At 62.7% G+C, this 26,948-nt stretch carries 26 protein-coding genes and 1 tRNA gene; 19 read left to right on the top strand and 8 right to left on the bottom strand.

Annotated features, from left to right (window positions below):
- Positions 1 to 63: 63 nt before the first annotated feature.
- Positions 64 to 540 (bottom strand): acyl-CoA thioesterase, encoded by a 477-nt coding sequence (locus C7435_RS06185; protein WP_121210446.1) that lies wholly within the window; start codon positions 538 to 540, stop codon positions 64 to 66.
- On the bottom strand, positions 537 to 1,244 hold the full coding sequence (gene sfsA, locus C7435_RS06180) for a DNA/RNA nuclease SfsA (RefSeq protein ID WP_121210445.1): 708 nt from the start codon (positions 1,242 to 1,244) through the stop codon (positions 537 to 539). The genes C7435_RS06185 and sfsA overlap by 4 nt, the downstream gene beginning before the upstream one ends.
- 64 nt (positions 1,245 to 1,308) lie before the next feature.
- Between sfsA and C7435_RS06175 the strand changes: the two genes are divergently transcribed.
- From C7435_RS06175 to C7435_RS06165, 3 genes are all read left to right on the top strand, one after another.
- On the top strand, positions 1,309 to 2,091 hold the full coding sequence (locus C7435_RS06175; protein ID WP_121210444.1) for a competence/damage-inducible protein A: 783 nt from the start codon (positions 1,309 to 1,311) through the stop codon (positions 2,089 to 2,091).
- An 11-nt stretch (positions 2,092 to 2,102) separates the two neighbouring features.
- Positions 2,103 to 2,324, top strand: coding sequence for a hypothetical protein (locus C7435_RS06170; RefSeq protein ID WP_143742918.1), 222 nt, complete (start codon positions 2,103 to 2,105; stop codon positions 2,322 to 2,324).
- A gap of 976 nt (positions 2,325 to 3,300) precedes the next feature.
- Complete coding sequence (locus tag C7435_RS06165; protein ID WP_121210443.1) at positions 3,301 to 4,974, top strand: vWA domain-containing protein; 1,674 nt, start codon at positions 3,301 to 3,303, stop codon at positions 4,972 to 4,974.
- 83 nt (positions 4,975 to 5,057) lie between these two features.
- Here the strand turns inward: C7435_RS06165 and C7435_RS06160 are convergent, their stop codons facing one another.
- On the bottom strand, positions 5,058 to 7,553 hold the full coding sequence (locus C7435_RS06160) for a TonB-dependent receptor (protein ID WP_121210442.1): 2,496 nt from the start codon (positions 7,551 to 7,553) through the stop codon (positions 5,058 to 5,060).
- 207 nt (positions 7,554 to 7,760) lie between these two features.
- On the opposite strand from C7435_RS06160, the gene C7435_RS06155 reads away from it, so the two are divergent.
- The gene (locus C7435_RS06155) at positions 7,761 to 9,380 is read left to right on the top strand and encodes a tetratricopeptide repeat-containing sulfotransferase family protein (RefSeq protein WP_121210441.1); all 1,620 of its coding nucleotides are present in this window, start codon (positions 7,761 to 7,763) and stop codon (positions 9,378 to 9,380) included.
- Positions 9,381 to 9,436: 56 nt separating this feature from the next.
- Positions 9,437 to 9,523: transfer RNA gene (locus tag C7435_RS06150), tRNA-Leu, on the top strand.
- A gap of 200 nt (positions 9,524 to 9,723) precedes the next feature.
- Here C7435_RS06150 and C7435_RS06145 read toward each other — a convergent pair.
- The gene (locus C7435_RS06145; protein ID WP_121210440.1) at positions 9,724 to 10,446 is read right to left on the bottom strand and encodes a PepSY domain-containing protein; all 723 of its coding nucleotides are present in this window, start codon (positions 10,444 to 10,446) and stop codon (positions 9,724 to 9,726) included.
- Positions 10,447 to 10,528: 82 nt separating this feature from the next.
- Here C7435_RS06145 and C7435_RS06140 point away from each other — a divergent pair, with 82 nt between their 5' ends.
- From C7435_RS06140 to C7435_RS06135, 3 genes are all read left to right on the top strand, one after another.
- Entirely contained in the window at positions 10,529 to 11,203 is a 675-nt protein-coding gene (locus tag C7435_RS06140; RefSeq protein ID WP_233350694.1) for a DNA-3-methyladenine glycosylase family protein, read from the top strand.
- Positions 11,204 to 11,295: 92 nt separating this feature from the next.
- A complete protein-coding gene (locus tag C7435_RS17085) occupies positions 11,296 to 11,451 on the top strand; it encodes a hypothetical protein (protein WP_158025558.1) in 156 nt (51 codons plus the stop codon).
- Positions 11,452 to 11,574: 123 nt separating this feature from the next.
- Positions 11,575 to 12,537, top strand: a complete 963-nt coding sequence (locus C7435_RS06135; RefSeq protein ID WP_121210438.1) for an NAD(P)H-dependent flavin oxidoreductase — start codon at positions 11,575 to 11,577, stop codon at positions 12,535 to 12,537.
- Between the two features lie 70 nt (positions 12,538 to 12,607).
- On the opposite strand, the gene C7435_RS06130 is transcribed toward C7435_RS06135, so the two are convergent.
- The 3 genes from C7435_RS06130 to ald all read right to left on the bottom strand — a co-directional run bounded on the left by C7435_RS06130 (position 12,608) and on the right by ald (position 15,336).
- On the bottom strand, positions 12,608 to 13,264 hold the full coding sequence (locus tag C7435_RS06130; protein WP_170150356.1) for an HAD hydrolase-like protein: 657 nt from the start codon (positions 13,262 to 13,264) through the stop codon (positions 12,608 to 12,610).
- 175 nt (positions 13,265 to 13,439) lie between these two features.
- Entirely contained in the window at positions 13,440 to 13,910 is a 471-nt protein-coding gene (locus C7435_RS06125; protein ID WP_147422639.1) for a hypothetical protein, read from the bottom strand.
- Between the two features lie 310 nt (positions 13,911 to 14,220).
- Positions 14,221 to 15,336 (bottom strand): alanine dehydrogenase, encoded by a 1,116-nt coding sequence (gene ald / locus C7435_RS06120; RefSeq protein ID WP_121210876.1) that lies wholly within the window; start codon positions 15,334 to 15,336, stop codon positions 14,221 to 14,223.
- 205 nt (positions 15,337 to 15,541) lie between these two features.
- Between ald and C7435_RS06115 the strand changes: the two genes are divergently transcribed.
- Together C7435_RS06115 and queF are read left to right on the top strand one after the other, a co-directional pair.
- Positions 15,542 to 16,021, top strand: a complete 480-nt coding sequence (locus C7435_RS06115; RefSeq protein WP_075189289.1) for an Lrp/AsnC family transcriptional regulator — start codon at positions 15,542 to 15,544, stop codon at positions 16,019 to 16,021.
- 40 nt (positions 16,022 to 16,061) lie between these two features.
- Positions 16,062 to 16,523 (top strand): preQ(1) synthase, encoded by a 462-nt coding sequence (queF, locus tag C7435_RS06110; RefSeq protein WP_121210435.1) that lies wholly within the window; start codon positions 16,062 to 16,064, stop codon positions 16,521 to 16,523.
- On the opposite strand, the gene C7435_RS06105 is transcribed toward queF, so the two are convergent.
- Entirely contained in the window at positions 16,520 to 17,146 is a 627-nt protein-coding gene (locus tag C7435_RS06105) for a nitroreductase family protein (protein ID WP_121210434.1), read from the bottom strand. The two genes, queF and C7435_RS06105, sit on opposite strands and share 4 nt — an antisense overlap.
- 114 nt (positions 17,147 to 17,260) lie before the next feature.
- Here C7435_RS06105 and C7435_RS06100 point away from each other — a divergent pair, with 114 nt between their 5' ends.
- The 9 genes from C7435_RS06100 to C7435_RS06060 all read left to right on the top strand — a co-directional run bounded on the left by C7435_RS06100 (position 17,261) and on the right by C7435_RS06060 (position 26,939).
- Complete coding sequence (locus C7435_RS06100) at positions 17,261 to 17,908, top strand: TetR/AcrR family transcriptional regulator (RefSeq protein ID WP_158025560.1); 648 nt, start codon at positions 17,261 to 17,263, stop codon at positions 17,906 to 17,908.
- Between the two features lie 90 nt (positions 17,909 to 17,998).
- Positions 17,999 to 19,138, top strand: a complete 1,140-nt coding sequence (locus C7435_RS06095; RefSeq protein WP_121210433.1) for an efflux RND transporter periplasmic adaptor subunit — start codon at positions 17,999 to 18,001, stop codon at positions 19,136 to 19,138.
- Complete coding sequence (locus C7435_RS06090) at positions 19,135 to 22,278, top strand: efflux RND transporter permease subunit (RefSeq protein WP_121210432.1); 3,144 nt, start codon at positions 19,135 to 19,137, stop codon at positions 22,276 to 22,278. The genes C7435_RS06095 and C7435_RS06090 overlap by 4 nt, the downstream gene beginning before the upstream one ends.
- A gap of 36 nt (positions 22,279 to 22,314) precedes the next feature.
- Positions 22,315 to 22,920, top strand: a complete 606-nt coding sequence (locus C7435_RS06085; RefSeq protein WP_121210431.1) for an NUDIX domain-containing protein — start codon at positions 22,315 to 22,317, stop codon at positions 22,918 to 22,920.
- Positions 22,920 to 23,744 carry a serine O-acetyltransferase gene (gene cysE / locus C7435_RS06080; protein ID WP_121210430.1) on the top strand — a complete coding sequence of 275 codons (825 nt, stop codon included), beginning with the start codon at positions 22,920 to 22,922 and terminating at the stop codon, positions 23,742 to 23,744. The genes C7435_RS06085 and cysE overlap by 1 nt, the downstream gene beginning before the upstream one ends.
- Before the next feature lie 114 nt (positions 23,745 to 23,858).
- Positions 23,859 to 24,083, top strand: coding sequence for a DUF3126 family protein (locus tag C7435_RS06075; protein WP_121210429.1), 225 nt, complete (start codon positions 23,859 to 23,861; stop codon positions 24,081 to 24,083).
- Positions 24,080 to 24,859: an ATP-binding cassette domain-containing protein gene (locus tag C7435_RS06070; protein ID WP_121210428.1), complete on the top strand. Its 780-nt coding sequence runs from the start codon at positions 24,080 to 24,082 to the stop codon at positions 24,857 to 24,859. Before C7435_RS06075 ends, C7435_RS06070 begins: the two co-directional genes overlap by 4 nt.
- The gene (locus tag C7435_RS06065) at positions 24,856 to 26,430 is read left to right on the top strand and encodes an ABC transporter permease/substrate-binding protein (RefSeq protein WP_121210427.1); all 1,575 of its coding nucleotides are present in this window, start codon (positions 24,856 to 24,858) and stop codon (positions 26,428 to 26,430) included. The genes C7435_RS06070 and C7435_RS06065 overlap by 4 nt, the downstream gene beginning before the upstream one ends.
- Positions 26,427 to 26,939 carry a hypothetical protein gene (locus tag C7435_RS06060; protein ID WP_121210426.1) on the top strand — a complete coding sequence of 171 codons (513 nt, stop codon included), beginning with the start codon at positions 26,427 to 26,429 and terminating at the stop codon, positions 26,937 to 26,939. Before C7435_RS06065 ends, C7435_RS06060 begins: the two co-directional genes overlap by 4 nt.
- Positions 26,940 to 26,948: the final 9 nt, after the last annotated feature.

Here is a 26,948-nt window from a genome sequence, read left to right as displayed (position 1 = left end):
AGAGGTGTTGGTGTCCCGCGGGACTATAGGGGGGTAGGGGGCGCGTACAATGTCGGCGCTTTGTTAATTTTCAGTCACAAGCGCCGCTGCGACCGAGGGTAACACGGTATAGTGGTTTGAAAAGATTGGCGTCATGCGGGCCGGGCGACCGGTCGAAAGCTGGAAGCACACGACTTTGGTGAGGGCACGAAACACAGTTGCCCCGTCACTGACGCGGCGGAACTGGTAGCGGCGCTCGGCGCGAAGCCGACGATCAGACTGGCTGATCCAGACCGCGCAGTCGATCTCGTCGCCCTTGCGGACATGGCCCAGATAATCGGCCTCGGTGCGGATGATGGCGATGCCGCGATCATCCTTGGCACAAGCCTCCATCGAATAGTCCTCGCCCCTGGAAAACCAGTGGGTCCAGGCGGCCTCATCGGCCCATTCCAGATAGCGGGCATTATTGGCGTGGCCGAAGCTGTCGATATCCCTGTCCCCCACCGTGATACGGTGGACATAGGCATCCGGCAGGTCCCAGCCATTCCAGTTATCGCTCATTGTCGCAGCTCCACGCGCATCGGACGGGTGATCGTCACCGCCGTCGGCGAGACGTCGCAAGCATAGGCCAGGACTTCAACCCCGGCGGCGGCGCTGGTGCGCAAAGTCTCGGCATAGACCGGATCAATGTCCTCGGCCGGTCGAAGCACCTCGCAGTCCGAGCGCTGGACGATGAAAAGCTGCACGGCGCGCTCGCCGGCGGCGACCTGATTAGCCAGTTCGACCAGATGCTTGGCGCCGCGCGAAGTCACCCCGTCGGGAAACTCGGCAATCCCGGGCCCGCGTTGCCAGTGGACATTCTTGACCTCGACCCAGCAGGGCGGTTTGCCGCCGTCTTCCAGCAGCAGGTCGATGCGTGAGTTTTCACCGTATTTCACTTCGCGGCGCAGGCTGTCATAGCCGGTCAGTTCGCCGATGACCCCGGCATTTACAGCCTCTTCGGCCAGCGCATTGGCAAGATTGGGCAGGGCGCCGATGATCGTGCCTTCGGCCTCGACCAGCTCCCAAGTGTATTTCAGCTTGCGCTTGGGATTGTCTGAGCGTGACAGCCACACCCTGAGGCCCGGATCCTTGATGCCGGTCATCGCGCCGGTATTGGCGCAATGCGCTGTCACGATCTCGCCGCCGTCCAGTTCGACATCGGCAAAGAAGCGCTTATAGCGTTTGACCAGCGTGCCGGGGATCAGCGCGGTTGCGAATTTCATGGCTTGGACTTCCCTGCAGCGGGCTCATATACCCTCACACGGGCGATACTTAAGGACGATTCTCATGACGGCGAGCAAACGGGTGACGGCGGCGGTGCTCCTGATCGGTGACGAGGTCCTGTCCGGCCGGACCCAGGACAAAAATCTCATCCAGATCGCCCGCTTTCTCGCCCCGCTCGGCATCAATGTCATGGAATGCCGCGTCGTGCCGGACGAGACCGACACCATCGTCAACGCCCTCAATGCCTTGCGCGGCAGCCATGACTACGTCTTCACCACCGGCGGCATCGGCCCGACCCATGACGATATTACGGCTGACGCTGTCGCAGCGGCCTTCGGCGTTGGTATTGATGTCCGTGACGATGCCCTGGCGATCATCGAGGACTGGTACGCCAAGACCCAGACCCCGGTCACCGAGAGTCGCAAGCGCATGGCCCGCATCCCCGATGGCGCCAGTCTGATCCTCAACCCGGTCACCGGCGCGCCGGGCTTTCAGACCGGTAATGTCTTCACCCTGGCCGGTGTCCCCTCGATCGTGGCCGGCATGCTCAATGATATCGATCACCGGCTTGAGGGCGGGGCGGTGACAAAGTCGCGCTCGGTCAAGGGCGACAATCTCCGCGAAGGCGATGTCGCCGAGGCGCTGGGCGCGCTGGCGACCGAATTCCCCGATGTCTCTATCGGCTCTTACCCTTATTTCCTTGAGGTCAAGGCCGGTGAGATCAAGCGCGGCACGCATTTGGTCGCCCGCGCGACGGATGAGGGGCAGCTCGACCAGGTCATCGCGCGGATCGCGGCGATGGTGGAAGCGGTGGGGATCACCCCGCGGATTGACCCCGTGGATTGAGGGGATGAAATATGGCTGCATTTCTCGGGTGTGGCACACTGGTGTCTATATTGGTCATATCGGTTATTGGCAGCATCTGGACGAAACGAAAGACACCGGCGATCACCCACACGTCGACCGACCATGATCTGATGATCAGAAACTTCTGGATTGTCGCGTGTTGTGTTTGTGTGTCCTTTGCCGTTCTGAGTGGCTTTTTGATTGCGCTGGTCGTGTATGTCGAGGTGACGTGAGGCCAATAGGGCGCCTTGTTCGCGTTCTCGCATTTCCCCTGATCAAGACTCTCGCCACCCCATTCATTCAACTGTGCTTTCAATCGTCATCCCGGGCGAAACCCTGACTTGATCTGGGCGGATATCCCGGACCCATATGCCCGGTGCGGCCGATATCGGCGCGTATAGGTCCCGGCTCTCCAACCTGCTTTCGCAGGCTTCCGGCCCGGATGACAAATACGCATGAACTCGGCTTATCCCCGCCGTGCGCCCCTTCCTTCTCCCTTGGGAGAAGGTGCCCCGGAGGGGCGGATGAGGGGGATTCCTCCTGCTCTCTCCGGGATTTACCCCTCACCCTGACCCTCTCCCCAGGGAGAGGGAAAGCGTTCCCCGCGAACAAAAATCATAAAACTTATCCCCGCCCGTCAAACCTGGCGGATAATCCCCGTTGTCCCGCGCTACTCGAGGCCCGGATTGGTGATCCGGGGGCGTTGGGAGTACGGAGCTCGTCCGGTTGCCTGGAAACACCGCCAGACCAACCCGGCGTGGCCACCGGCAGGACGGCGGCACAAAGCTCGACCGTTTGTTCCTGTCGGTTTCGAGACGGGACCCGCAAGGGACCTGACCAAATCTCCGTGTGCGGGGTGCCCGAGGTGCCCATCCACACAAGACAATAGCCAAACCGGCATCGGCCGGGCCCCCGCACCCCTCATCCCGCCAGGTGGAAACACCGTGGCGCGGGCAGACCTGTCGATCACCTCAAACATCAGGAAAGGAGCTGCTTCGGTGCGCCTTCCCGCCCGTCATCCGGCAATACCAGCCTGGCGCTCCGGCGCCGCCGGGACGGGCGGGAAGGCGGCTGAGCGGGGGACATACCTGTCCCCACCTGGCGCTGAATGCGCCGCTTGCCTTTCAATCGCCCCGATTTCGACTTGTCGTTGTCCCCGATGCCGCCCAGTCTGACGGGTGAGGGATTTTGGGACCGGAAGGGGATTCCATGAAACGCGTTCTTTTGATCAGTGCGGCCGGGCTGGCCATGCTCGCTGCGTGTACGGCGACTGTCGCACCGCCGACCGCACCGCCGCCGCCCCCGCCACCTGCGCCGCCGCCCCCTCCGCCGCCACCGGCACCGGTGGCGTACCCGGCTGACATGATCACGGTGACGGGCTCGCGCCTTGCCAGCCGGTCATCTGTGATCGCCGAGGAGGCCGGAAGCCGTCCATCGTCGCAGCCGCTTGACCGGGAACGCTATGAAGACGTCGACCCGAACCCCGTCGTCGCAACAGCCGAAGAGCCGGTGTCCACCTTCTCCATCGATGTCGACACGGCGAGCTATTCCCTCGTCCGCAATTCGCTTGAATATGGCCAGCTACCCCCGACCGACGCTGTTCGGATCGAGGAGATGGTCAATTATTTCGACTATGATTATGCCCTGCCGCCGGGACCCGACGAGCCGTTTGCGACGCATGTCACGGTCACGCCGACGCCGTGGAATGCCGACACCCAGCTGATGCATATCGGCATCCAGGGCTATGAGATCATTCCCGACGAGCGGCCACGCGCCAATCTTGTCTTCCTGATTGATGTGTCGGGGTCGATGAATGCGCGGGACAAGCTGCCGCTCGCGGTGGAGGCGATGCACATGCTGGTCGATGAGCTGGAGCCTGACGATACTGTCGCCCTCGTTGTCTATGCCGGCGCGGCAGGTGCGGTCCTTGAACCCACCGAGGCCCGCAATGCCCGCGCCATTCACCGCGCGCTCGATAGTCTGAGCGCTGGCGGCTCGACGGCTGGCGGAGCTGGTCTGGCGCTGGCCTATGACCTCGCGGAACAGAATTTTGACGAGGATGCGGTCAATCGGGTGATGTTGCTCACCGATGGCGATTTCAATGTCGGCGTCACCCAGGACGAGCGTCTGGAAGACTTTGTCGCCCGCAAGCGCGACAGCGGCATCTACCTGTCGGTGATGGGCTTTGGTCGCGGCAATTACAATGACCAGATGATGCAGACCATCGCCCAGGCGGGGAACGGGACGGCCGCCTATATCGACAGCCGCCAGGAAGCCCGGCGCATGCTGGTGGAGGAAAGCTTTTCCTCGCTGTTTCCGATCGCCAATGACGTCAAGATCCAGATCGAGTTCAACCCGGCCCGCGTCGCCGAATACCGCCTGATCGGGTATGAGACGCGGTTGCTGGACCGGGCCGATTTCAACAATGATGAAGTCGATGCCGGCGAGATCGGGTCAGGTCACTCGGTGACCGCGATCTATGAGATCGCCGCGCCGGGCTCGGAAGGCGTGTTGATGGAGCCGCTTCGCTATGGCGGGGCAACATCGGTTGAACCGGATCTTGACGGTGAGTTCGGCTTCCTGCGCCTGCGCTACAAGCGTCCGGGCGAGGATGACAGCCGGCTGATCGAACGCCCGGTGACGCAAGCTGACGTCGCGGACCGGTTCGAGATGGCGTCGCAGGAGGCCCGTTTCTCGATTGCGGTGGCCGGTTTTGCCCAGCGTCTGCGCGGCGATGCCTGGTTGGCGGACGGTTATGACTGGGCCGCGATCCGCGAGACGGCGGCCGCTGCCATCGGCGAGGATCAATTCGGCTATCGCGCTGAATTTCTCGACCTGGTCGATCTAGCGCAAGCGGCGGACGAGGCCCGCGACAAGCCCTGATCGGAACGCGTCGTGACATGAAAAGAGCCGCACCCGGAGACAGGTGCGGCTCTTCTTGTTTCAGGCGTCAGCCGGGTTCGGGATCAATCGCCGAACTGGTAGTAGAAACGCACACCAATGGTCCGCGGCGGGGCCACATTGGCGTAGTGGCTGCGAACCGGATGTCCTTCGACGGCCTGGTTTGACAGCGGCGTGCTACGGATGCCGGTCTCGATGTATTCATTGCCGATATTGTTGATGAAGAGCGTCGCGCCCCAGTCACCGGCGTCATAATTGATCGAGCCATTGGCCACGAAATAGCTGTCCAGGGTCACACTGCTACCACGGCCACCGGTTCGGGTCAGGATATCACCCGTGTAGGAGATGCCGAGATTGTAGTTGAGTTGGGCACCGCTCGCGAGATCGGTGGTGTAGCGGCCAAAAGCCGACGCCTGGGTTTCCGGCGAGCCAGGCAGACGGTCGCCCGCCTGTCCATCTTCGAAGGCCGAGCCAAAGCCCGGCGTGGTGATGGTCCGCACCAGGAAAGGTACATCGGCGGTCAATTCCGATTGCGTGAAGGAATAGGTGCCGCGCAGTTCGAAATTATGCGCGACCTGCCAGGAGCCTTGCAGCTCGAAGCCCTTCGACTCGGCGCCGGCCGCATTGACCGTGATCGGGATATTGGCGTTGACCGTCGCCGAGGAGACCTGCGGATCGGTCCACTCCACCAGGAAGATGGCACCGTTCAGCGTCACCGCGCCATCGGCCCAGGTCGTCTTGGCGCCAAGCTCGTAATTGGTCGTCTGGTCCGGGCCGAACTGACGCTCGTCGAACTGGGCGATATCGCCGGCATTGGGGCCGTATTGCTGGCCCGGTGCGAGGGCGCAGGCGCCCTGGGTCGCGTTCGGATCATAGGCCGGGCAAGGGCCCAGACCGTTCGAGGCGCCGATCCGGTAGCCTTCCGACACCGTGAAATAGGCCAGGATGTCGTCGGTCAGATCATAGGCGATGTTGAACTTGTAGAGGAAGCCGTCATCGGATTGCGCCAGCGCCGGATCAAAGGCGAGATCGCGGATCTCGTCGAGGGTCATGGGCGTATAGGTCGGTGCTTCGAACAGTGGGAAGTCGACGGTGGAGACCGATTCCAACTCGTACTCGTAATAGCGCCCGCCCACCGTGACCGAGAGCCGGTCGGTGATGTCCCAGCCGAGTTCGCCGAAGAAGGCACTTTCCGTGAGCTGGGTATTGGCCGTCGAGAAATACTCCAGATCGGTCGGGTTCTCGGTCAGGCCGAAGCCGAAATTGTCGTTCACATACTCGGCGTAATTCGGCGTGTACTCCTCGGAGGAACCGACGAATTCGGCCTTGTTGTAGTAATAGCCGACGATCCAGTTGAACTGGCTCTCATAGGTCGAGACCAGGCGGATTTCCTGATTGAAGAATTCGTCTTCTTCCAGCTCGTGCGTGAAGGACGTGAAGTTCGGGAAGGCCTCGTAGGAATATTCCAGCGAGATCAAGAGGTCTGTCTGGTCACGCTGACCGTCTTCGTCGTAGCGGCCAAAACCGGTTGCCGAGGTCAGTTCGGCAAAGCCCAGATCCGCCGTTACTTCGAGCGCAAACAGCTCGTTATTGCGCTCGATCGGTTCAAGCACGCGCAGGGCCGACTCATAGCCGCCAGCCGTGATGGGTGAGCGACGCGAGGAAATCTGACGCCCCTCAATGTCCTGGTGCTGGAAATAATAGGTGGCGGTGGCGTCGAGCCAGTCGGTCGGCGCCCAGCGGGCGGCGATGCGACCGGACACGGCTTCTTCGCCGTCGGCATCCTGGGTCGGGACAAGATTGGCAGCGACGTCGGCCGGGTCGTTGAAGTCCGGGTTCGGATTGGAGACGCCCGGTTCGCGCACGCGATAATTGTAGTCGATGAACCCACTGTCCTGCAGCACATCGACCGAGCCGCGAATTGCGAACGTGTCGGAGACGGCGTGGTTGAAAGTGAAGCCGATGTCGGACGACAGCGATTCCGCCTCGGAATACTGGTAGAAGGAGGAGCGAACTTGCAGCATGTTGCTGTCGAAATCCGGGCGGTTCGGCAGATAGCGGATCGCGCCGCCCAGCGTGCCAGCGCCGTAAAGCGTGCCCTGCGGCCCGAGCAGGACTTCGACGCGCTCGAGGTCATTCAGCTTGAGATCGATGAAGAGCGGGATTTCGCCGAGATAGGTGGCCACGGTGCCGCCGCCATCATTATTGCCGTCACCGGAATTGATCGGGTCGGCATTGAGGCCGCGCACGATGATCGGATTGCCCTGGCGGCCGCCGCGATCAACGATGTTGATACCCGGCACATAGGCGAGGGCGTCGGCGAGGTCCTCGAAGCCCTGTTCCTCGATCTGGGCGCCGCCAATGGCGGCAATATTGAGCGGGATGTCCTGGACGCCTTCGGCGCGGCGGGTCGCGGTCACGACAATAACGTCTTGCGAAGACGAGTTATTGTCCTGCGCTTGTGCCGTTCCGATTGCCGACATGCCGGCGAGTGGCAGGGCAAGTGCACTGATTGAACAGGCCAAGCGTGAGCGTAGTGATGCTTTGGTTTTCGCGGGCATGACTGGAATCTCCGAATGAAATTGTGCGTTAATCATGGTCTGGTGCGTCAAACGAAAGCAATTGCCGGGCGTTAAACTTATGTCACATTATCGTTTTCTTCTGATACCTGTTGCGCGAGGGACACGCTGCATGTGCGAAGGGCGCTCGCAGGTGCAGCATGCGGTTGTGCCGGAGCGTCTTGCGTCCGGTCGTCCGGGGTTTTCGGTATGATCGTAACGCTTTCCGTCGAATCACATCTCGCCGAGGCGGCCAAGGCGCTGGGCGCCAATCGCTACCAGGATGCGCATGCTCATTGCATGTCTGTGCTGCGGACCGAGGGACCGAATGCCGAAGCGTTTTTCCTGCTCGGCCTGCTGACGGCGGCCCATGACAACCACGCCAAGGCGGTCGAAATTTTCGACCGTGCGATTGCTGTGAAGGCCCGCGATGCCCGTTTCCATGCCCATCGCGCCAAGTCCTTGCTGGCCCTCAACCAGCGCGACGCGGCGGCGGGAGCGGCCCGCGAGGCGGCAAAGATCGGGCCGCCCGATGCGCTCACCTTCGACACGGTCGGCGTCGTTTTTACGCGACTTGGCGACCATGCGGCCGCCATCGGTCTCTTCGAAGCCGCCGTTGCAAAGGATCCGCAACGCGCCGACTATCACTACAATCTCGCGGCCTCGCGCCAGTTTGCCGGCGATTTTCCGGGCGCCGAGGCGGCCTATGCCCGCACGCTGGACCTAGCCCCGGATCATGCCCGCGCCCTGTCGGCGATTGTCGGACTCAAGCGCCAAGATGAAGCCGACAACCGGCTCGCCGACCTGGTCGCAGCCTTTGAGGCGCGTGCGGACGGTGACGAGGAAACACAGCTGCATCTCGGTCATGCGATCGCAAAGACGCTGGAAGATCTCGGCCGGCATGGCGAAGCCTTGGACTGGCTTGGCCGCGCCAAGGCAGGCGCCAGTGCGCGGCGCGGCTATGAACCGGCCGACGACGCGGGTTTATTTGAGGCGGCGAGAGCGACGGCGGGCGCTGGCGGACCAGCGCCTGACCGGTCGGGCTGGCCCAGCGAGCGGCCGATCTTCATCGCCGGCTTGCCGCGTACCGGAACGACTCTGGTCGACCGTATCCTCAGCGCCCACAGCGCCGTTCGCCCGGTCGGTGAATTGTCGAATTTTGCCCTGCTCGGCAAACGATTGGCCGCAACGCCGGGGCCTTATGTGATGGACGCATCCACCTTGGCGGCGGCGGGCGATATCGACGCGGCTCGCTGGGGCGAAGCCTATGAGGCCAGCGTCGCGGACCTTGCCGGCGATGCGCCGCGATTTACCGATAAAATGCCGCTTAACATCGTCTGGGCCGGGCATATCAACCATGCCCTGCCGAACGCGCGCATTATCTGCCTGCGCCGCCACCCGATCGATGCCTGTCTCAGCAATTACCGACAGCTCTTTGCCACCAGTTTTTCCTATTACAACTACGCCTATACGCTGGAGGATTGCGCTCGCTACTATCTCGGATTCAACCGGCTGCGCGCGCACTGGTCGGCAACCCTGCCTGCCGACCGCTACGCCGAGGTCGCCTATGAGGATGTTGTCGCTGATCTGGACGGCGAGGCACGCCGCCTGATCGCTCATTGCGGCCTCGATTGGGAACCGGCCTGCCTCGATTTTCACAACCAGGCGGGCAGTGTCGCCACCGCCAGCTCGGTCCAGGTTCGTCAGCCGCTCTATTCCAGCTCGATCGGGCGCTGGAAACGTCATGCCGAGGCGCTCGCCCCGATGCGCACCATCCTGGAGGCCGGCGGGGTCATCGACGGCGACGGCAATTGGCTGCGTGGAGCCTGACCCGGCCTCTGGCCAGCGCATCGAACGCGTGTAGGATTGCGCCGCTGTCCAACCCCGCGGGCGTGGCGGAATCGGTAGACGCAGCAGACTTAAAATCTGCCGGCCGCAAGGCCGTGCCGGTTCAAGTCCGGCCGCCCGCACCATTCTTTCTTCGCTTCCGTTGCGCTCGAACCCGTGCGCAGCCCCACCCTTGTTACCGGGGTTCGTGCTCACATGAAGCGCGCTCAAGGCTGGGGTGTTCGAGACTAGTCGATCAGCCCGCACCAGTTTTTCATTGCTTCTGTTGCGCTCGAACCCGTGCCTGGCTTCGCCTTGTGTGTCGGAATGGATGTTCCTGACCTGATCAGCGACCGCTTGGGCGTCGGTTCCGGCCCATCAACCACAGCCGGAATACGGTGAGGTAGACACCTGCCAGACCGAACAGGAGGGCGATGACGGAGGTCGCCTTGATCCACCAGGAATTGAAGTTCTCGCGACTGGACCAATCCATGATGTGGAGACCCCAGAAGAAGTCATAGACCCGCCACGCCGTCGTCCTGACCGCTCTGAGTTCGCCGGTCTGGCTGTTGATGTAGAAAGTGGTCGGCGGGGTGGTGTCGCCCGCGGCAAAGTCGATCCGCCAGGCGGGTATGGCAAGGCCGGCCTCGCGCGGGGGCTCGGTCAACCAACTCACCGTGCTGATCTCGCCCAAGCCGACTTGGCGGGCTTGGGCAATTTCAACCGCGAGTGCCTCATCGATTGGCGACAGCGTGTCGCCGGAGATGGCGTCAACCATCACCGGTCCCCCGGCGGTTTCCAGCCGCCACACAGGGCGTCCGGCGAGTAGTCCGGTGCGGGCCGATGTCACGACGCCGTCCTGCTCGGCGATGATGTCGCCGAGCGGCCGGGCTGTCTCGCTCCAGTCGATTGCGGCCTGGGGTTCGGCACTGCGCAGATGTTCACCGCGAATGGTTTCGATCGGGATGATAACCATCACCAGGCCGGAGATCAGCCACAGCATCACCTGGACGCCGAAGGCGGCGCCGAGCCAAAGATGGATCTGACTCATCAGTCGGAATGTTTTCATCTCGGAATCCTGTTTGCGAGCCGATCATTTCGCGTTTTCTAGCGCCTTGTCGGGCTTCTGGCGAGCCAGCGGTTCGGCGCTGATGCGCAAGCAAATGTCATCGACCTTCCACCGACGCAGCGCTAGCCTGCGTGTCATGCCACATCACGCCGTCCACACTCATCTGATTGCCGTCGCGGAACCACTGTTCCCGGATCTCGTTGCAGCAATCCGTCACCAAGGTCCGCTGGAGCTGCCGCTGCGCAATGATTTGCCGTTTCCGACCTATCTCTGTCGGGCCATCTCGGGGCAACAGATATCGGTGAAGGCCGCCCAGAGTATCTGGGCGCGCGTCGAGGCGAGTGCCGAGGCAACGCCCTTGCTTGACCATTTTCACGCCGACAATGCCGAGACCTTGCGGGCCTGCGGTCTGTCGGGCGCCAAGACACGGACGATCATCACCATCGCCGAGACCCACCGCACGGTCGGGCTGGATACCGATCTTCTCAAAAGCCTGCCGGTCGCGGAGCGGACGGCGCGTCTGACCGAGATATGGGGTGTCGGGCAATGGACCGCCGACATGATGAACATATTTTATTTCGGCGAGCAGGATGTCTGGCCCGACGGCGATGTTGCCGCCCGCAAAACACTCGAGCGGCTGACATCCAAACGCCGCAAAACGGTGCGCACAGCCGCGATGTTCAAGCCCTACCGGTCCTGGCTGGCCTATTATATGTGGGCGCATGTCGATGCGCCGCCGGATGGCGCGCCGGGCTGATACCTGGCGGCCGAACGGGATGTGGCGACGCGCGGCCGATCCTGCCCACAAACCGCCTTATCTTGGCCGGGATCGGATGATGTCATGACCCTATGACACGACGTATTCTCATCGATGCCGGACTTTTTGTCGGCGGCTGGTCCCTGGGCTGGATGCTGACCGACAATCTGTTGATCGGTCTTCTCTTCGCTTTGATCTTCTCCGGGGCTGGTGAGGGTGTGCAGGCGGCTGCCAGTCATGATGACTGAGCCGCTTCACCGCGCGCTCGACATCCCATACCGCTCTCTCTAACCTTTGACCTGAACGCTGTTCATTTTGCGGATCGCCACAGAAGCGGTCGCGATCATGGTCGATATCAAGAGGGAATTTTCATGGCCGAACCCGATAGCCTCAAGGGAAAGCTGCGCCTGCCCGTCATTGGCGCGCCGCTTTTCATTATTTCCAATCCGGACCTCGTCCTGGCCCAGTGCAAGGCTGGCATTGTCGGCTCCTTTCCGTCGCTGAATGCGCGCCCGGTCAGCCAGCTCGACGAGTGGCTGGACCAGATCACCTCGGAGCTTGAAAGCTATAATCGCGCCAATCCGGACAATCCGGCGGCTCCGTTCGCGGTCAACCAGATCGTCCACCGGTCGAACAATCGCCTCCAGGAAGACCTGGCCCTGTGCGAGAAATACAAGGTGCCGATGGTGATCACTTCGCTCGGTGCGCAAGCTGAGGTGAACCAGGCTGTCCAGGGCTGGGGTGGCATCACGCTGCACGACGTCATCAATCAGCGCTTTGCCCACAAGGCGATCGAGAAGGGCGCGACCGGTCTGATCTGTGTGTCGGCTGGTGCCGGCGGTCATGCCGGGGCGCTGTCGCCCTTCAGCTTCGTCGCCGAAACCCGCGCCTGGTTCGACGGTCCCATCCTGTGTTCCGGCGCGATCTCGACCGGCGGCGGCGTGCTCGCGGCCCAGGCCATGGGCGCCGACTATGCCTATATCGGCTCGGCCTTCATTGCGACGGCTGAAGCGCGTGCCGACGAGGCCTACAAGCAGGGCATCGTCGACGGCTCGGCCGAGGACATCGTCTACACCAACCTGTTTACCGGCGTGCACGGCAATTATCTCAAGAAGTCGATCATCGATGCCGGCCTCGATCCTGACGTCTTGCCGGAGAGCGATCCTTCGGCGATGAATTTCGGCTCCGGCGGTGGTTCCAAAGCCAAGGCCTGGAAGGACATATGGGGCTCTGGCCAGGGCATTGGTTCGGTCAAATCCGTGCGACCGGCGGCTGAGTATATCGACCAGCTGAAGGCCGAGTATGACGCGGCGAAAGCGCGCCTTCTGGGGTAGGTCCGGTCGGGTTGAACGGGATTAGCGCCGGCCAATCGGGTCGGCGCGTTTCGTTCTGGCGCGGGGCGGGTCAGCCCGTCGGGCGGTGCCGGTGTTCATCAACCAGGCTGCGGGAAATGTCGGCCGGCCGGTTGAAGATGAAGTCGGGTGCATGGGCGTCGAGTATGCCCGGCGTCGCAAAGCCCCAATCGACGGCGCCGGCGATGCAGCCGATTTCGCGGGCCGCCTCGATATCGCGGATTTCATCGCCGACACAAAGTGTGCGTTGCGGCGTCGTACCGGCTTTGCGGATCACCTTGCGAAACACCGAGGCCTTGCCGAACAGGGCGGCGCCGCACGCAAACTGGCTGAACCTACTGGCAAGCTGATCGCCGAGTACGGCCCGGACGGCGGTTTCCCCATTCGAAGACACAACCGCCAGATCAACTTTGCGAGCCGACAGGTCTTCAACAAGGTCGCGTATGCCGTCGAAGAGATGGATCTTGTCGACATTCTCGGCGGCGCGGGCGCGGACATCGGCGGCGAGGAAAGGTATTTTCCAGGCGGGAATGTCGAGCTCGTCCATGATTGCCTTCGGCGTCAGGCCACGCAGGGCCTCCACACGTTCGGGACAGATCGGTGACAGGCCATGCTTGTCGGCCAGATCGCCGAGTTCGCCGCGAAACCAGGTCAGGCTGTCAGCAAGCGTGCCGTCGAAATCGAAAATAACCAGATCATAGCGTGCCAAACCGTACGTCCCGCTCCCGATTGCCAGCTGCGCCCCTGCAGGCGGTTTGCCAGCGTCCCCCGGGCATTCATCCCGATTCTTGTGACAGTCCGATGTGGTAGCGCAGAATCGGGGTCACGCAAACGGGCGGAGCCAACAAGCTCCGCCCGCCGCGAATGGACATGTCGTGCCGGCTTTAGCCGGCGAGGGAGGCGCAGGATGCCAACTCGGTCAGCAGGAGCGGAGACATCGGCATCAATCGCAGGTCTTCGGTTCCGACGGCGACACCGAGGCGCTCCGAACCCGCAAGGTCGGCCAAGGCAGGGGCCAGGGACGGGACCCGCATCTCGTGGATGCCCTCACTGCGCTCGGAGGGAGTGAAAGCGCCGGTTGCGACACCGCTGGCAGTGATCACGCTGCCGGTTATGGCGTCGGAGGTTGGCGCGTCGTCACTGGACGCAATGCGCGGGGCGTGGACCGTGATCACGAGGTCGTCGCCCGTTGCATCACAGCGAAAACTGGCGGTCGGGGCGAAGCCGCTGCGGCCATAGCTGATGCCAAGGGCGCCGCGTTCGGACCATTCACCGTCTGTGAGGGCACCGTCCAAGCGAAGTGTTTCGCCAGGCTCGGCCCTGATCTCCGGCTCATAGCTGTCGTCCGATGCCATGCTGACGCGCTCAAGCAGGGCGAATAATCCTTGCGGATCGCGACCCTCCGTCCGCGCGGTTTCATTTTCGGTGGTTTCTGTTTGGCCGGCGGGCGCCGTGGCTGCTTCATCATTGTCCGCCGGATCCGGTGATTGACCGCTTCCGCCGCACGCTGCCAGCGAAAGGGCCGTAAGGACTGCCAAGAGTGAAGTGTGATGTTTCATCATGACACCACAACGTCGGCGGGTCGGATTGGTTCCGGGGATCCGGTCAAGAAAAAAAGCCGCCCGGTTCCGGGCGGCTCTTCTCATTTTGCAAGTGAGGCGTGGGTCAGGCGTTGAGCCAGGCCGGCTTCACGCAGGGCAGGCCGAGATCGTCGGCGACCAGCTGGTGGCAGACTTCGCCATCCGCCGTCGTCAGGCCTTCGCGCAGGTGCGGGTTCTCGTTGATCGCCCGCTTGGTACCCTTGTTGGCGATCTCCAGGCCGAGCGGCAGGGTCGCATTGTTGAGGGCCAGCGTTGAAGTGCGGGCATAGGCGCCCGGCATGTTGGCGACGCAGTAATGGACGACACCGTCGATGATGTAGGTCGGGTCGTCGTGCGTGGTGGCTTTTGATGTCTCGAAGCAGCCACCCTGGTCGATGGCGATATCGACGAGGACAGCCCCGTCCTTCATCTCTTTCAGCATCGCACGCGTGACGAGCTTGGGGGCAGCAGCACCCGGGATCAGCACGGCGCCGATAACGACATCCGCTTCGCGCACCGCGTCTTCCAGGGCGGCCTGGGTTGAGTAAGCCGTCTTCACGGCGCCGGAGAACTGCTCGTCCAACTCCGCGAGGCGGCGGTTGGAGCGATCAAACACGGTGACGTCGGCACGGGCACCGATCGCCATTTCAGCAGCATGGGTACCGGCGACACCGCCGCCGATGATGACCACCTTGGCCGGCAACACGCCCGGCACGCCGCCCAGCATGGTGCCGCGACCGCCCTGCGCCTTCATCAGGCAATGGGCCGCGACCGATACGGACATGCGTCCGGCAACCTGGCTCATCGGGGTCAAAAGCGGCAGGCGGCCATCGCGATCGGTGACCGTCTCATAGGCGATCGACAGGCAGCCGGCCTTGCGCAGACCTTCGGCCTGGACCGGATCGGCAGCCAGGTGGAGATAGGTGTAGAGCGTGTGGTGAGGCTTCAGCATTGCCGTTTCGGACGGCTGCGGCTCCTTCACCTTGACGATCATCTCGGCCGCGTCGAACACGGCGGCCGCATCCGGCAGGATGGAGGCGCCGGCGGAGATGTAGTCGTCATTGGTAAATCCAATGCCTTCACCGGCAGCGGTCTCGACGAAAACCTCGTGGCCATGGCGCACGAATTCAGCAACGCTATTGGGTGTCAGGCCGACCCGATATTCGCGAACTTTGATTTCCTTGGGTACCCCGATACGCATGATCATCCCTCAAGGGCTGGGCAGTGCGGCGCTTCCTTCGATATTCTTTCGCCGAAAGCGGTCTGCGTGATTGAATTTGACAACTCGAACCGTTTGTTGTGAATTATCGTGCAACATTCAGTGTTGATGGCGACGTATATACCAAGCCTTCGCGATAATCCAGAATGATCTGCGGAATTGACCGCCATGTCCGGGAGAGTGTGCCTTGCGTCTTGATAGCGTTGATATCTCCATCCTCAACCAATTGCAGGATCATGGTCGCCTGACCAATGCCGAATTGGCGGAGCGTGTCGGTCTGTCGGCATCGGCCTGCCATCGCCGGGTCAAGGCCTTGGAAGGCGCGGGCATTATTGATCGTTATGTCGCCATCCTGTCGGAACGGGCGCTGGGACGCGGCATCACGGTTTATGTTCAAGTGACGCTGGACAATCAGAAGCGTGACACGTTGGTGGCTTTCGAAAAAGCCGTCGAGCACGTGCCTGAAGTGATGGAATGCTACCTGATGAGTGGCGATGCTGACTATCTGGTTCGGGTGCTGGTGCGCGACGCCAATGATTATGAGCGCGTGCACCGGGAAGTCCTGTCGGGCCTGCCCGGCGTGACCCGTCTGGTGTCCAGCTTCACCATCCGCCGCGTCTTCTCGCGCACCGCCATGCCGGTACCGGATGAGGTGCAGGTCCATTGAGAGGCTTGCCTGTCGGCGAGGCCGGGACTAAGTCCCGGCCATGACTGATGATCGCTACGACCAACTCGGCCAGCTCGGCACCACGACCGCTCTGCCTGACAATCCTGAAACCGCTCAGCTCGAGCGTGTCGCCAATCCGTGTGACGCGCCCTACATGACGCGTTTCGTGTGCCCGGAATTTACTTCGCTCTGCCCGGTGACCGGCGCCCCGGATTTCGCCCATCTGGTGATCGACTACGTGCCCCGCGAGTGGATCGTCGAGAGTAAGTCGCTGAAACTCTACCTGGGCAGTTTCCGCAATCATGGCGCTTTTCACGAGGCCTGCACCACCGGGATCGGCCAGCGCCTCGTCAAGGAGCTGGACCCGGTCTGGCTGCGCATTGGTGGCTATTGGTATCCGCGTGGCGGGATCCCGATTGACGTCTTCTATGCTACCGGTGAGCCGCCCGCGGGAGTATGGATTCCCGACCAGGATGTGCCGGGTTATCGCGGGCGCGGCTAGGTGGTCCAGTGATCGACCCGGGCCTGTGGGCGCGGGCGTTCCACCGGTTCTTCGGTGACGGTTCCGACATAGACGAAACCTGCAATACGTTCCCCGGAACCCAGGCCGAGTGTCGCTTTGATCTGCGGGTCGAAGGCATACCATTCAGTCAACCATTGCGCGCCATAGCCCATCGCGGACGCGGCGATCAGCAGATTCTGGCAAACCGCGCCGGCCGACAGGATTTGTTCCCATTCCGGGACTTTGTGGCGTTCCAGCACTGTGGAAATGACGGCAATCACCAGCGGCGCCCGCGTGAACCGACCCGTTTCGAAGGCGATCTGTGCCTCGGTCGCATCCGGCGTGGCAGCGGCAAATACCTCACCGAGGGTCCGCCCGAATGAGTCGCGTGCGTCGCCTTGGAACACGATGAAGCGCCAGGGCGCCAGCTTGCCGTGGTCCGGCACGCGGGCCGCGATGCCCAGCAGGTGGTCAAGCTGATCCTGCGACGGTCCCGGTTCAGCCATCGTGATGGCAGTGGCTGATCGTCGGCGGGTCAGCAGGGCCAGCGTGTCCGGGCTCGGATGGCACGGCGCGAGACGGTCACCGGGCGCCGGAAACTGCGTGAAATCACGATCATTCATTATGATGGCCACCTTGTGAGCTGCGAGACTATCTTTGACCTGAACGGTCCGTGGTCGGTATACCTGTCGTCGGGGACTGCACGCATATCGAGTTTGTGGGGATACGTATCAAGAATGAACGCTGAAATCGCCATCGAAGATGACACGCCGGCCGATCGTCGTCGCCGCAAGGTGCGCGAAGCCATTATCGACGCCGCCGAGACCATCTTCACCTCCGAAGGTGAGGAGGGGATTTCCATGCGTCGGCTTGCCGAGGCGATCGATTACTCGCCCGCGGCGATCTACAAGTATTTTGCCTCCAAGGACGAGTTGTTCACGGCTATCCGCGAGATGTTCTTTGAACGCCTCCTGGCGCGAATTCATGCCGCGATGGAGGAGGGGGGCGAGACCGCTGCCCTGTGTTCGCGCTGCATGCGGGCCTATATCGAGACCGGTATGGAAGAACCCAATCACTATATGATGGCGTTCTCACCCTCGGTGACGGTCAAACCGCACGTCCATGACGAAAAGGAAGTCGCCTTCGAGGCCGAAGAGAAATTGGTCCACATGATCGAGGCCGGTCAGGCCGAAGGCTCATTCTGCAAGGTTGATCCGCGCGTTGCGTCAAAAAGCGTATGGGCCAGCCTGCATGGCCTGACCATGTTGATTGTCTGCCTGGACGATTTTCCCAATGGCATGCCACGGTCCGAACATGTCACGCTTGATGCGGTGATCGACCTCCATACCGAGATGATCATGCGGGGGCTTCTCAAAACCGAATAGTTGATATTCGAAAAAATGTGAACGACGTTCACTTTTCAAACGTCATTCAATACCCTATATCCTCGACCGTGACAGGACGAGGGTGTTCACATGTCTCTTTACAAGCGGCGCTTGGGTGCCGGATCTGCAGTCGCCCTGGCCGCCGTAATCGTTGCGGTGCTGGTATTTGGTGTGACCGCCTTGCGCGCGGAAGCCAATTTCATTGCCAGTACGCCGCCGCCACTGAGCGTATCGACTATCACGGCTCACTATGATGATGACGCCAGCATCGCCGAATTCTTTCCCGGCCTGATTGCCGCCCGTCGCCAGAGCGCCCTGGGTTTCGAGCGGTCGGGACGCATTGAAAGCATCCTCGTTGATGTTGGTGACCGGGTCGTGGAAGGCGAGATGTTGGCCCGTCTCGATGTTCGCGCCCTTCAGGCCCAGATCGCCGCCGCCGATGCCCAGACCGCTGAAGCGGCCGCCCAGACTGCGCTGGCCAGCGGGACCGAGACCCGCCAGGCGCAATTGCTGGAACGCGGCCATATCTCGCAACAACGTTTTGACGAAGTGCGCACCTCGACCCGCGCCGCGTTGGCGCGCCAAAATGCGGCGGCTGCGGCTGCGGACGCCCTGCGCATCCAACTGGATCTTTCTGTGATGACGGCGCCCTTCGACGGTGTCGTGACGGCGCGCCGTTCGGATGAGGGCGCGATTGCCTCACCCGGCCAACCCTTGCTGGAATTGGTCGAACTGGATTCGCTGGAAGTCCGGGTCGGCTTGCCGCAGATCGTCGCCGCGCGATATCAGCCCGGCGACACTGCCAGTTTCGAAGTCGACAGCCAGGCGCAGCCGGTACGGGCGCATTTTCGGGCCTCGTCCAGCGTGGTCGACCGGCAGACGCGTACCGTGACGGCGGTGTTTGATCTGGATCCGGCACAATCGGTTGCAGCCGGTCAGATTGTCCGTCTTGCCGTTGAAACCCCAATCGGCACAGAAGGTTTCTGGGTGCCGACGGCGGCGCTCGCCGAGGGCCGCCGCGGTTTGTGGTCGGTCTATGTGCTGGCTCCGGACGAGACAGGCGATTACCGGCTTGAGCCGCGGGTAGTGGAAACCGTTCGTATCGAGGCCGAACGGGTCTATGTGCGTGGTGCGGTTGCTGATGGCGAACTGCTGCTGGCGTCCGGCCTTCAACGCATCACGCCCGGCCAGCACGTCGTCCCGGCCACGCTTGAGGCGCGGGCGCGATGAGCACGCTCTTCTATCGCTATTCCCGCCTGACCGCGCTGGCGGTCATCCTGCTCGCCGCGGCCGGTTTCGGCGCCTTGTTGTCATTGGGCCGTCAGGAAGACCCGTCCCTGACCGAGCGCTTCGGGATCGTCGTCACGGCCTTTCCGGGCGCCTCTGCCGAGCGCGTTGAAGCGCTGGTCACCGAGCCGCTCGAAAACGCCATTCACGAACTCGCCGAGATCAACACCACTTCATCGAGTTCGCGCTCGGGCGTGTCGATCATCCATTTGCAGATCCGCGAGGATCTCAATGCCACCGAGGTTGACCAGGCCTGGACCCAGATCCGCGAGCAGGTCGAGAGCGTCCGGCCATCTTTGCCCCAGGGCGCGATCGCCCCGGATGTGCGCCGGCAATATCTCGGCGCGGCGACCATGATTGTCTCGCTCAGCTGGGGCGAGAGCGGGGGCGAAAACCTCGCCATCCTGTCGCGACTCTCTGCGGACCTGGAATCCCGGTTGCGCAATATGAGCGGCACCGAGGAGACCGCTGTTTTTGGCGAGGTCGAGGAAGAAATCCGCATTGTCGCCGATCCCGACACACTCGCAGCGCTGGGTTTGACGATGGCGGACCTCGCCCGTTTGACCGCCAGCGCCGACGCCAAGTCGCCGGCCGGGGAACTGCGGGCCGGCGGGGTTGACCTCAATGTCGAGATTGCCGGCGAGTTCGACGGGCTGGATCGTATCCGCGCAATTGCGCTGGGTGAGGGGCCTGATGGCGGTTTCATTCGCGTCGGTGATGTCGCCGACGTTGAAAAGGGTGCACGGACGCCCGCCGATGCCATCGCGACCACGCAGGATCGTCGGGCGATTTTTGTCGCGGCCTATCTGCAGCCGGAATTGCGCGTCGACACCTGGTCCGCTGCGGCGGATGCGGTGGTCGCCGATTTCGCCGCCTCGGTCCCCGGCGTCCGGGTCGAGACAATCTTCCGACAGGCTGACTATGTCGACAGCCGGCTGAGCGGGCTGGCGCGGGATCTGGGGTATTCGGCGCTGATCGTATTTGCCGTCCTGTTCGTGATGATGGGTTGGCGCGCGGCGCTGATCGTCGGTTCAGCCCTGCCGCTGACCGTTCTCGCTGTCCTGCTTTTGACCCGGGTTTACGACGAGCCGCTGCATCAGATGTCGGTGACCGGTCTGGTCGTCGCGCTCGGCCTACTGATCGATAATGCCATCGTGGTCGTCGACGAATACCGTTTGATGCGGGCCCGCGGAGCGGCGCCGGTCGATGCGCTCGACAAGGCCTTGCGCCACCTGTTCGCACCTCTGTTGGCCTCGACGCTGACCACTGTTTTCGCCTTTGCGCCGATTGCCCTGATGCCGGGTGCAGCCGGGGAATTTATTTCGATGATCGGGATCTCGGTCATCTTCGCGGTGGTCTCTTCCTTCCTTTTGGCAATGACCGTGGTCGGCGCGTTCGCGGCCTGGTTTGACGATCCGGCGATTGCCGGCGGTCCCCGTCGCTTCTGGCGACAGGGGATCAGTGCGGGACCGCTGGCCGGCCTGTACAGGGGCGTGCTTGACGCGGTGACACAACGCCCCTGGACCGGTCTGGTCGGCGGACTCCTGTTGCCGATTGCCGGCTTCGTGGCGGCTTCGACCTTGCCGATGCAATTCTTTCCGCCGACCGATCGCGACATGTTCCAACTGTCGCTGGAACTGCCATCGTCGACCTCGATCGCCGAAACCCGTCGCCAGACCGAGCGCGCCACGGCGCTGATCGAGTCCTACGAGGGTGTCGAGCGGGTCTCCTGGGTGATCGGCGAAAGTGCGCCGCGAACCTATTACAATGTGGTCGGAAACCAGTCCGGCGTGTCGAGCTATGCCGCCGGTTTCGTGCATACGGCTTCTCCGGAAGCAACGGCGCGTATTCTGCCCGACCTGCAGCGTCGCGTGATGTCGGAATTCCCGGATGCGCGCCTGTTGACCCTGCCCTTCGAGCAAGGCCCGCCCATCCCGGCACCGATCGAATTGGTGCTTGTCGGGCCGGAACTGTCCGAACTCAATCGCCTGGGTAATGAGATCCGCGCTGTCCTCGCACAGACGCCGACCATCACCCATACGCTGGGCCTGTTGGAAATGGGCGAACCCGTCGCCCGGATCATGGCCGATGAGGCCTCTGCGGAACTTGCCGGAATTCGTCTCGATGACCTCGCCAACCGGTTGCGGGGCGAATTGGACGGCGTTGTAGGCGGAAGCGTGCTGGAAGGTGTCGAGGAATTGCCGGTTCGGGTCATTGCCCGTGACTCGCGGCGTTCCAGCCTGTCAGCCGTTTCCGCCTCTCCTCTTGCGGCGCCGGGGCAGGACATCCTGTCTTCGCCCATGGCTGCACTGGGAGACGTGGTTCTGGCACCGCAAGTCGCGCTGATCCCGCATGAGGACGGACGCCGGGTCAATACGATCTATGGCTATCTCGATCCCTACACTCTGCCAGCGCCGGCGCTTGAGCATTTCTTTGCGGCGCTCGACGAGGCCGGCATCATCCTGCCGCCGGGCTATGAGCTGCAGGTCGCCGGCGAGGCGGCTGAACGCGGCAGCGCCATGGCCGGCCTGTTCGGTACGGCTTTGCCCTTGCTGGTGCTGATGATCGGGTCGGTTGTGCTGGCCTTCAATTCCTTCCGCTATGCCGGGGTGATCTTTGTCGTCGCCTTCCTGTCGGTTGGACTGGCCATGTTCGGGGTCTGGGCTTTTGGCACGCCGCTCGGCTTCAACGCGATTGTCGGGTCGATGGGACTGATGGGCCTGTCGATCAATGGAGCCATCGTCGTGCTCTCGGCGCTGCGCGCCAATCCGGCGGCTGTGGCGCTGGAAGCGGGTGCCGTGCAGTCAACGGTGATGGATGCGACCCGGCACATCGTGTCGACGACGCTGACCACGATTGGCGGTTTTATACCGCTGATCCTGTCCGGCGACAGTTTCTGGCTGCCCTTCGCGGCGGCCATGGTCGGCGGTGTCGCGGGATCGGCGCTTCTGGCGCTGGTCTTTGCGCCGGCAGCCTTCACGCTCCTGGCCCGCCTGACGGAAAAGAAACGCCGTGTGGTCGAGGCCATGCGCCGCCATAGCGAGCGGGTCGAAAGCTTGCCGACCGGACCCGAACACGCCTAGCCCTGACAGGGTCCAAGGCAATGATGAAGGTGCATCATGAGCAAGAGACGCGGGCCGTGGCAGGTGAACGCCAGCAGCGAGGTCTACCGCAATGACTGGGTCAGCCTGACCGAGCATGCGGTGACGCGGCCTGACGGCAAGCCGGGCGTGTATGGTGTCGTTAACTTTGCCAATACCGCCCTGGCGATCTTGCCGGTCCTGGCGGATGGTCATCTCATTCTTGTCGGCCAGCATCGTTTCCCCCAGGATCGCTATAGCTGGGAAATTCCCGAAGGTGGCGGGCCGCTCGGCGAGGAACCCCGGGTCGGCGCGGCGCGTGAGCTGCGTGAGGAGACGGGCTATACCGCCGAGACCTGGCAGGAAATCCTGCGGATGGACCTGTCGAACTCGGTGACCGATGAAGCGGCAATCGGCTATCTGGCGACCGGGCTGACCGCCGGCGAGGCCGAGCCGGAGGGGACAGAAGACCTCGCCATCCGCTTCGTGCATTTTCGTGATGCGCTTGATGAAGTGAGTTCGGGCAGGATAACCGATGCCTTGACGGTAGCGATGCTGCTGCGGGCATACTACATGGCGCAGGAAGGTGAGTTGGATGCAGATCTGGCCGCCGCCATGCTGGATCAAGGCGCGAGGAGAGCGTGATGTCACTCAGCCAAGTGGAAACCACCGTCGAGGCACGCACGGGCGTTGACAGTATATGGGCGCGTCTTCGCGTCGAGGCCGCCTCGGCGGCTGCCGAGGAACCAATCCTCGCCAGTTTCCTCAATGCTGCCATTTTGCGGCACAACCGGTTTGCCGACGCGCTGGCCTACCGCATCGCCGCCAAACTCGCCGACGCCCAGCTCGATGCCATGCTGGCCCGCGACGTGGCCGAGGAAGCGCTGGCCGGCGATCCCGATATTGTACAGCAAGCCGCTGCCGACATGATCGCTATTGATGAGCGGGATCCGGCCTGCCTCAGCCTGTTGCAGCCTTTTCTCTACTTCAAGGGCTATCATGCCCTGCAGGCGCATCGCGTGGCGCACTGGTTGTGGAATGAGGGGCGCCAGACCCTGGCCTTTCACCTGCAGAGCCGTGTCGGCGAGCGTTTTGGCCTCGACATCCACCCGGCAGCCCGCATCGGGCGCGGCGTGATGCTTGATCACGCGACCTCGGTGGTGATCGGTGAGACCGCCGTTGTCGGCGATAATTGTTCCATTCTGCATGAAGTGACGCTGGGTGGCACCGGGGCGGCCCACGAAGACCGCCATCCCAAGATCGGCAAGGGCGTCCTGATTGGTGCTGGTGCACGGGTGCTCGGCAATATCACCGTTGGCGACGGCGCCCGGATCGCTGCCGGTTCGGTGGTCCTGCATCCGGTCCCGGCGGGCTGTACGGTCGCCGGTGTGCCGGCCAAAGTTGTCGGCAATTGCTGTGACGAACCGGCCAAGAGCATGGATCAAAGCCTGCCCCAAGGCTCCGGTTGATCTGCCCGGATCACGCCTGAGTGCAGGAATACGGACAGCAGCGCACTGGACGTGGCCCCCTGTCATGGGCTTAGTTGGCGCCGACTTCGAATCCCGCGACCGGAGAGATATCCCGTGAACAAGAACATGACCCAGCTGGAGGCCGCCAAGCTCCAGATGTTCCTGCAGGCCAAGCTCAACCCGGAGCTGGTCGTGCAGTGCCGCAACCGCCCGGACGAGTGCGCCGAGATCCATATTGGCGATGAGTGCCTGGGCGTGGTGTCCAAGATCATCGATGAGGGCGAAATGTCCTACTCGTTCGAAATCACCATCCTGGATATCGACCTGGAAGATCTTTGAGCGAAGACACGCCAGCCGTTCTTGATGTCCGCGACGTCCGAAAGACGTATGCTGGCGGTGTCGAGGCGGTCAGGGGCGTGTCTTTCTCGGTTGCCCGTGGGCGGCTTCTGGTCCTCGCCGGCGCGTCCGGATGTGGCAAGACCAGCCTGCTGAAAATGATCAACCGTCTGGAGAACTCTTCAGGCGGTTCGATTCTGTTTGGGGGTGAGGACATTGCCGGTCTGGATCCGGTTGCGCTGCGCCGCCGGATCGGCTGGGTGATGCAGGGCGACGGCCTTTTCCCGCATATGAGTGTTCGTCGCAATGTCGGTCTCATCCCGCAACTGGCCGGCCAGGACGCAGCGCGGGTCGAATTGCGGGTTCGCGAAATGCTTGATCTGGTCCGCCTTGATCCTGGCGAATTCGGTGAGCGGATGCCGGACGAACTTTCCGGTGGGCAGCGCCAACGGGTCGGTTTCGCCCGTGCCCTGGCGGGCGAGCCGGAATTGGTGTTGATGGATGAACCCTTCAGCGCGCTCGACCCGATCACGCGCGACGGCTTGCAACAGGATTTCCGTCAATTGCAGGCCGATCTCGGCTTTGCGGCGGTGATGGTCACCCATGACATGGCCGAAGCCCTGATCATGGCGCATGACGTGGCCGTGATGCGGGCTGGCCGGATCGTTCAGCAGGGCACGCCGCGCGAGCTGATGGCGCGGCCGGCGGATGACTATGTCTCCGGTCTGCTGGAAACACCCCGGCGCCAGGTTCGGGCGATCGCGGAGTTGACGCAATGAACGCCAATCTCGCTGAACGCTGGGCGGAATTGCCGGACTTGCTGGCTGGTCATGTCTTGCTGTCGCTGGCCGCGATCCTGGTCGGGCTGGTCATCAGCCTGCCGGTTGGCATACACGCCGCGTCGCGGCCGCGCCTCGCCGGGACCGTTCTCAATCTCGCCAGTATCATCCAGACCATACCCGGTCTGGCCCTGCTGGCTTTGATGGTGCCGCTCCTTGGCGGGACGATCGGCTATGCGCCAGCCTTTCTGGCGCTGATGCTGTATTCCATCCTGCCTATCCTGCGAAACACGATTGTCGGCCTGCAGGGCATCGACCCGGTGGTGCGTGATGCCGCGCGCGGCATCGGCATGACGCCGCGCGAACAGTTGTGGCGCGTTGAACTTCCGCTGGCGCTGCCGGTGATTGTCGCCGGCCTGCGAACTGCCGTGGTCTGGGTGGTCGGTGCGGCAACCTTGGCGACCCCGGTCGGCGCATCCAGCCTGGGCAATTATATTTTCGCCGGTTTGCAGACCCGCAATTGGCTGTCGGTGCTGTTCGGCTGCCTGTTTGCGGCCGGCCTCGCCATCGCGCTCGACCAGATGATCCGCCTGCTCGAAGTCGCCGCCAGGGAGCGCCGCCGAGGCTTGGCCGGCGCGGTCGGGATTGCGCTCGTTGTTTTGCTGACAGCGTCGGTGGCGCCGCGCTTTGTCAGTTTCGACCGGATTATGGCGGGCGGCAGTGGCGACCCGGTCCGGGTTGGCACTGACCGGCTTGATGATGAAACCATTGTCGTCGGGGCGAAAGCGTTCACCGAGCAATACATTCTTGCTGCCCTTCTCGATGAGCGGCTGTCGGCAGCGGGTGCCCGTGTCGATCGCCGCGACAATCTGGGTTCGACAATCGCTTTCGACGCCCTGCGGACCGGCGAGATTGATGTTTATATCGACTATAGCGGCACGATCTGGGCGACCGTGATGAACCGTCCCGAACCGGTCAACCGGCACGCCATGCTGGCAGAGATGACAGGTTGGCTGTGGGCGGAACACGGCATCCTGGCACTTGGCAGTCTGGGGTTTGAGAATGCCTATGGTTTCGCAATGGCGCGTGACCGGGCTGAGGCGCTGGGTGTGGGCAGTCTCGCCGATCTTGGACCGGTGTCGAACGGGTTGACGGTCGGTGGTGACGCAGAAGTCTTTTCCCGCCCGGAGTGGGTGATGACGCGCGACACCTACGGTCTCGGCGGCATGCAGACCCGGGCGATGGATGCCGCCTTCATGTATGGCGCGGTGCGGGACGGGCAGGTCGACATGATTTCGGCCTATACGACCGACGGGCGGATCGCCGCGTTTGACCTGATCGTCCTTGATGATCCCCGCTCGGTATTGCCGCCCTATGACGCCGTGATCCTGTTGTCGCCGGAGGCGGCCGCGAATCCGGCGCTGGTCGGGACACTGGCCTCGCTGATCGGATCGATTGACGATGACGCGATGCGTGAGGCCAATCGGCGGGTTGATCTTGATCGTCAGACCCCGGCCCAGGCGGCCAGTTGGCTGGCGGATCGGATCGCGGCGGGAGAAACAACACAATGACGGGATTTGCCGGCGCCGGACGCCTGCAGGACGGCGAGTGGTTGATGCGCGCCTGCCTATACCTCAATCGCGAGCTGCCGGCTGGCGCCGAACCCTATACCGAAATGACCCATCTCAATCGGGTCTGGGCAACGCAGTCAGCGGAGGTCGAGCGGCTTCTGGCGATTATCGATCCGGAAGGCGATATTGATCGCTCGATTTTCCCGGTCCTGGCCTTTTTTGACCCGTCTGAGAACTGGCCGCTCGACATCATCCTAGCCGCGATCGCAGCCTTGTGTGTATGGCTTTTCCTGCCGGATTGGTACGGCGTCGCAGAATACCTCGCCTACCTGTTGATTGGTGGTTTTGTCGCGATCCAGTATCTGCGTGCCAGGCGGCTTCGCGAACGGGCCCGGGCGGAAATGATCAAGCTCGGGCTCGACCCGGAAGCACGGCACCCGCTGACCTTGCGGATATTGGTGCGCTACCGCAAGCAACCCGATCATGTCCGCGCCGTGACGCTGCACTGAAGCGTTGCG

It is taken from the genome of Maricaulis maris, from assembly GCF_003634045.1.
In the GTDB taxonomy this organism is placed as follows: domain Bacteria; phylum Pseudomonadota; class Alphaproteobacteria; order Caulobacterales; family Maricaulaceae; genus Maricaulis; species Maricaulis maris.
This window is presented reverse-complemented; position numbering and strand designations above follow the sequence as displayed.

Excerpts from the sequence above, each read along its gene's own strand:
- C7435_RS06170 (WP_143742918.1), top strand. The coding sequence starts at position 2,103 with ATGGCTGCATTTCTCGGGTGTGGCACACTGGTGTCTATATTGGTCATA.
- ald (WP_121210876.1), bottom strand. The coding sequence starts at position 15,336 with ATGCGTATCGGGGTACCCAAGGAAATCAAAGTTCGCGAATATCGGGTC.
- C7435_RS06160 (WP_121210442.1), bottom strand. The coding sequence starts at position 7,553 with ATGCCCGCGAAAACCAAAGCATCACTACGCTCACGCTTGGCCTGTTCA.
- C7435_RS06090 (WP_121210432.1), top strand. The coding sequence starts at position 19,135 with ATGAGCACGCTCTTCTATCGCTATTCCCGCCTGACCGCGCTGGCGGTC.
- C7435_RS06095 (WP_121210433.1), top strand. The coding sequence starts at position 17,999 with ATGTCTCTTTACAAGCGGCGCTTGGGTGCCGGATCTGCAGTCGCCCTG.
- C7435_RS06060 (WP_121210426.1), top strand. The coding sequence starts at position 26,427 with ATGACGGGATTTGCCGGCGCCGGACGCCTGCAGGACGGCGAGTGGTTG.
- C7435_RS06140 (WP_233350694.1), top strand. The coding sequence starts at position 10,529 with ATGCGCAAGCAAATGTCATCGACCTTCCACCGACGCAGCGCTAGCCTG.
- C7435_RS06155 (WP_121210441.1), top strand. The coding sequence starts at position 7,761 with ATGATCGTAACGCTTTCCGTCGAATCACATCTCGCCGAGGCGGCCAAG.
- C7435_RS06165 (WP_121210443.1), top strand. The coding sequence starts at position 3,301 with ATGAAACGCGTTCTTTTGATCAGTGCGGCCGGGCTGGCCATGCTCGCT.
- C7435_RS06185 (WP_121210446.1), bottom strand. The coding sequence starts at position 540 with ATGAGCGATAACTGGAATGGCTGGGACCTGCCGGATGCCTATGTCCAC.
- sfsA (WP_121210445.1), bottom strand. The coding sequence starts at position 1,244 with ATGAAATTCGCAACCGCGCTGATCCCCGGCACGCTGGTCAAACGCTAT.
- C7435_RS06065 (WP_121210427.1), top strand. The coding sequence starts at position 24,856 with ATGAACGCCAATCTCGCTGAACGCTGGGCGGAATTGCCGGACTTGCTG.
- cysE (WP_121210430.1), top strand. The coding sequence starts at position 22,920 with ATGTCACTCAGCCAAGTGGAAACCACCGTCGAGGCACGCACGGGCGTT.
- C7435_RS06145 (WP_121210440.1), bottom strand. The coding sequence starts at position 10,446 with ATGAAAACATTCCGACTGATGAGTCAGATCCATCTTTGGCTCGGCGCC.
- C7435_RS06105 (WP_121210434.1), bottom strand. The coding sequence starts at position 17,146 with ATGAATGATCGTGATTTCACGCAGTTTCCGGCGCCCGGTGACCGTCTC.
- C7435_RS06100 (WP_158025560.1), top strand. The coding sequence starts at position 17,261 with ATGAACGCTGAAATCGCCATCGAAGATGACACGCCGGCCGATCGTCGT.
- C7435_RS06135 (WP_121210438.1), top strand. The coding sequence starts at position 11,575 with ATGGCCGAACCCGATAGCCTCAAGGGAAAGCTGCGCCTGCCCGTCATT.
- C7435_RS06175 (WP_121210444.1), top strand. The coding sequence starts at position 1,309 with ATGACGGCGAGCAAACGGGTGACGGCGGCGGTGCTCCTGATCGGTGAC.
- C7435_RS06125 (WP_147422639.1), bottom strand. The coding sequence starts at position 13,910 with ATGGCATCGGACGACAGCTATGAGCCGGAGATCAGGGCCGAGCCTGGC.
- C7435_RS17085 (WP_158025558.1), top strand. The coding sequence starts at position 11,296 with ATGACACGACGTATTCTCATCGATGCCGGACTTTTTGTCGGCGGCTGG.
- queF (WP_121210435.1), top strand. The coding sequence starts at position 16,062 with ATGACTGATGATCGCTACGACCAACTCGGCCAGCTCGGCACCACGACC.
- C7435_RS06085 (WP_121210431.1), top strand. The coding sequence starts at position 22,315 with ATGAGCAAGAGACGCGGGCCGTGGCAGGTGAACGCCAGCAGCGAGGTC.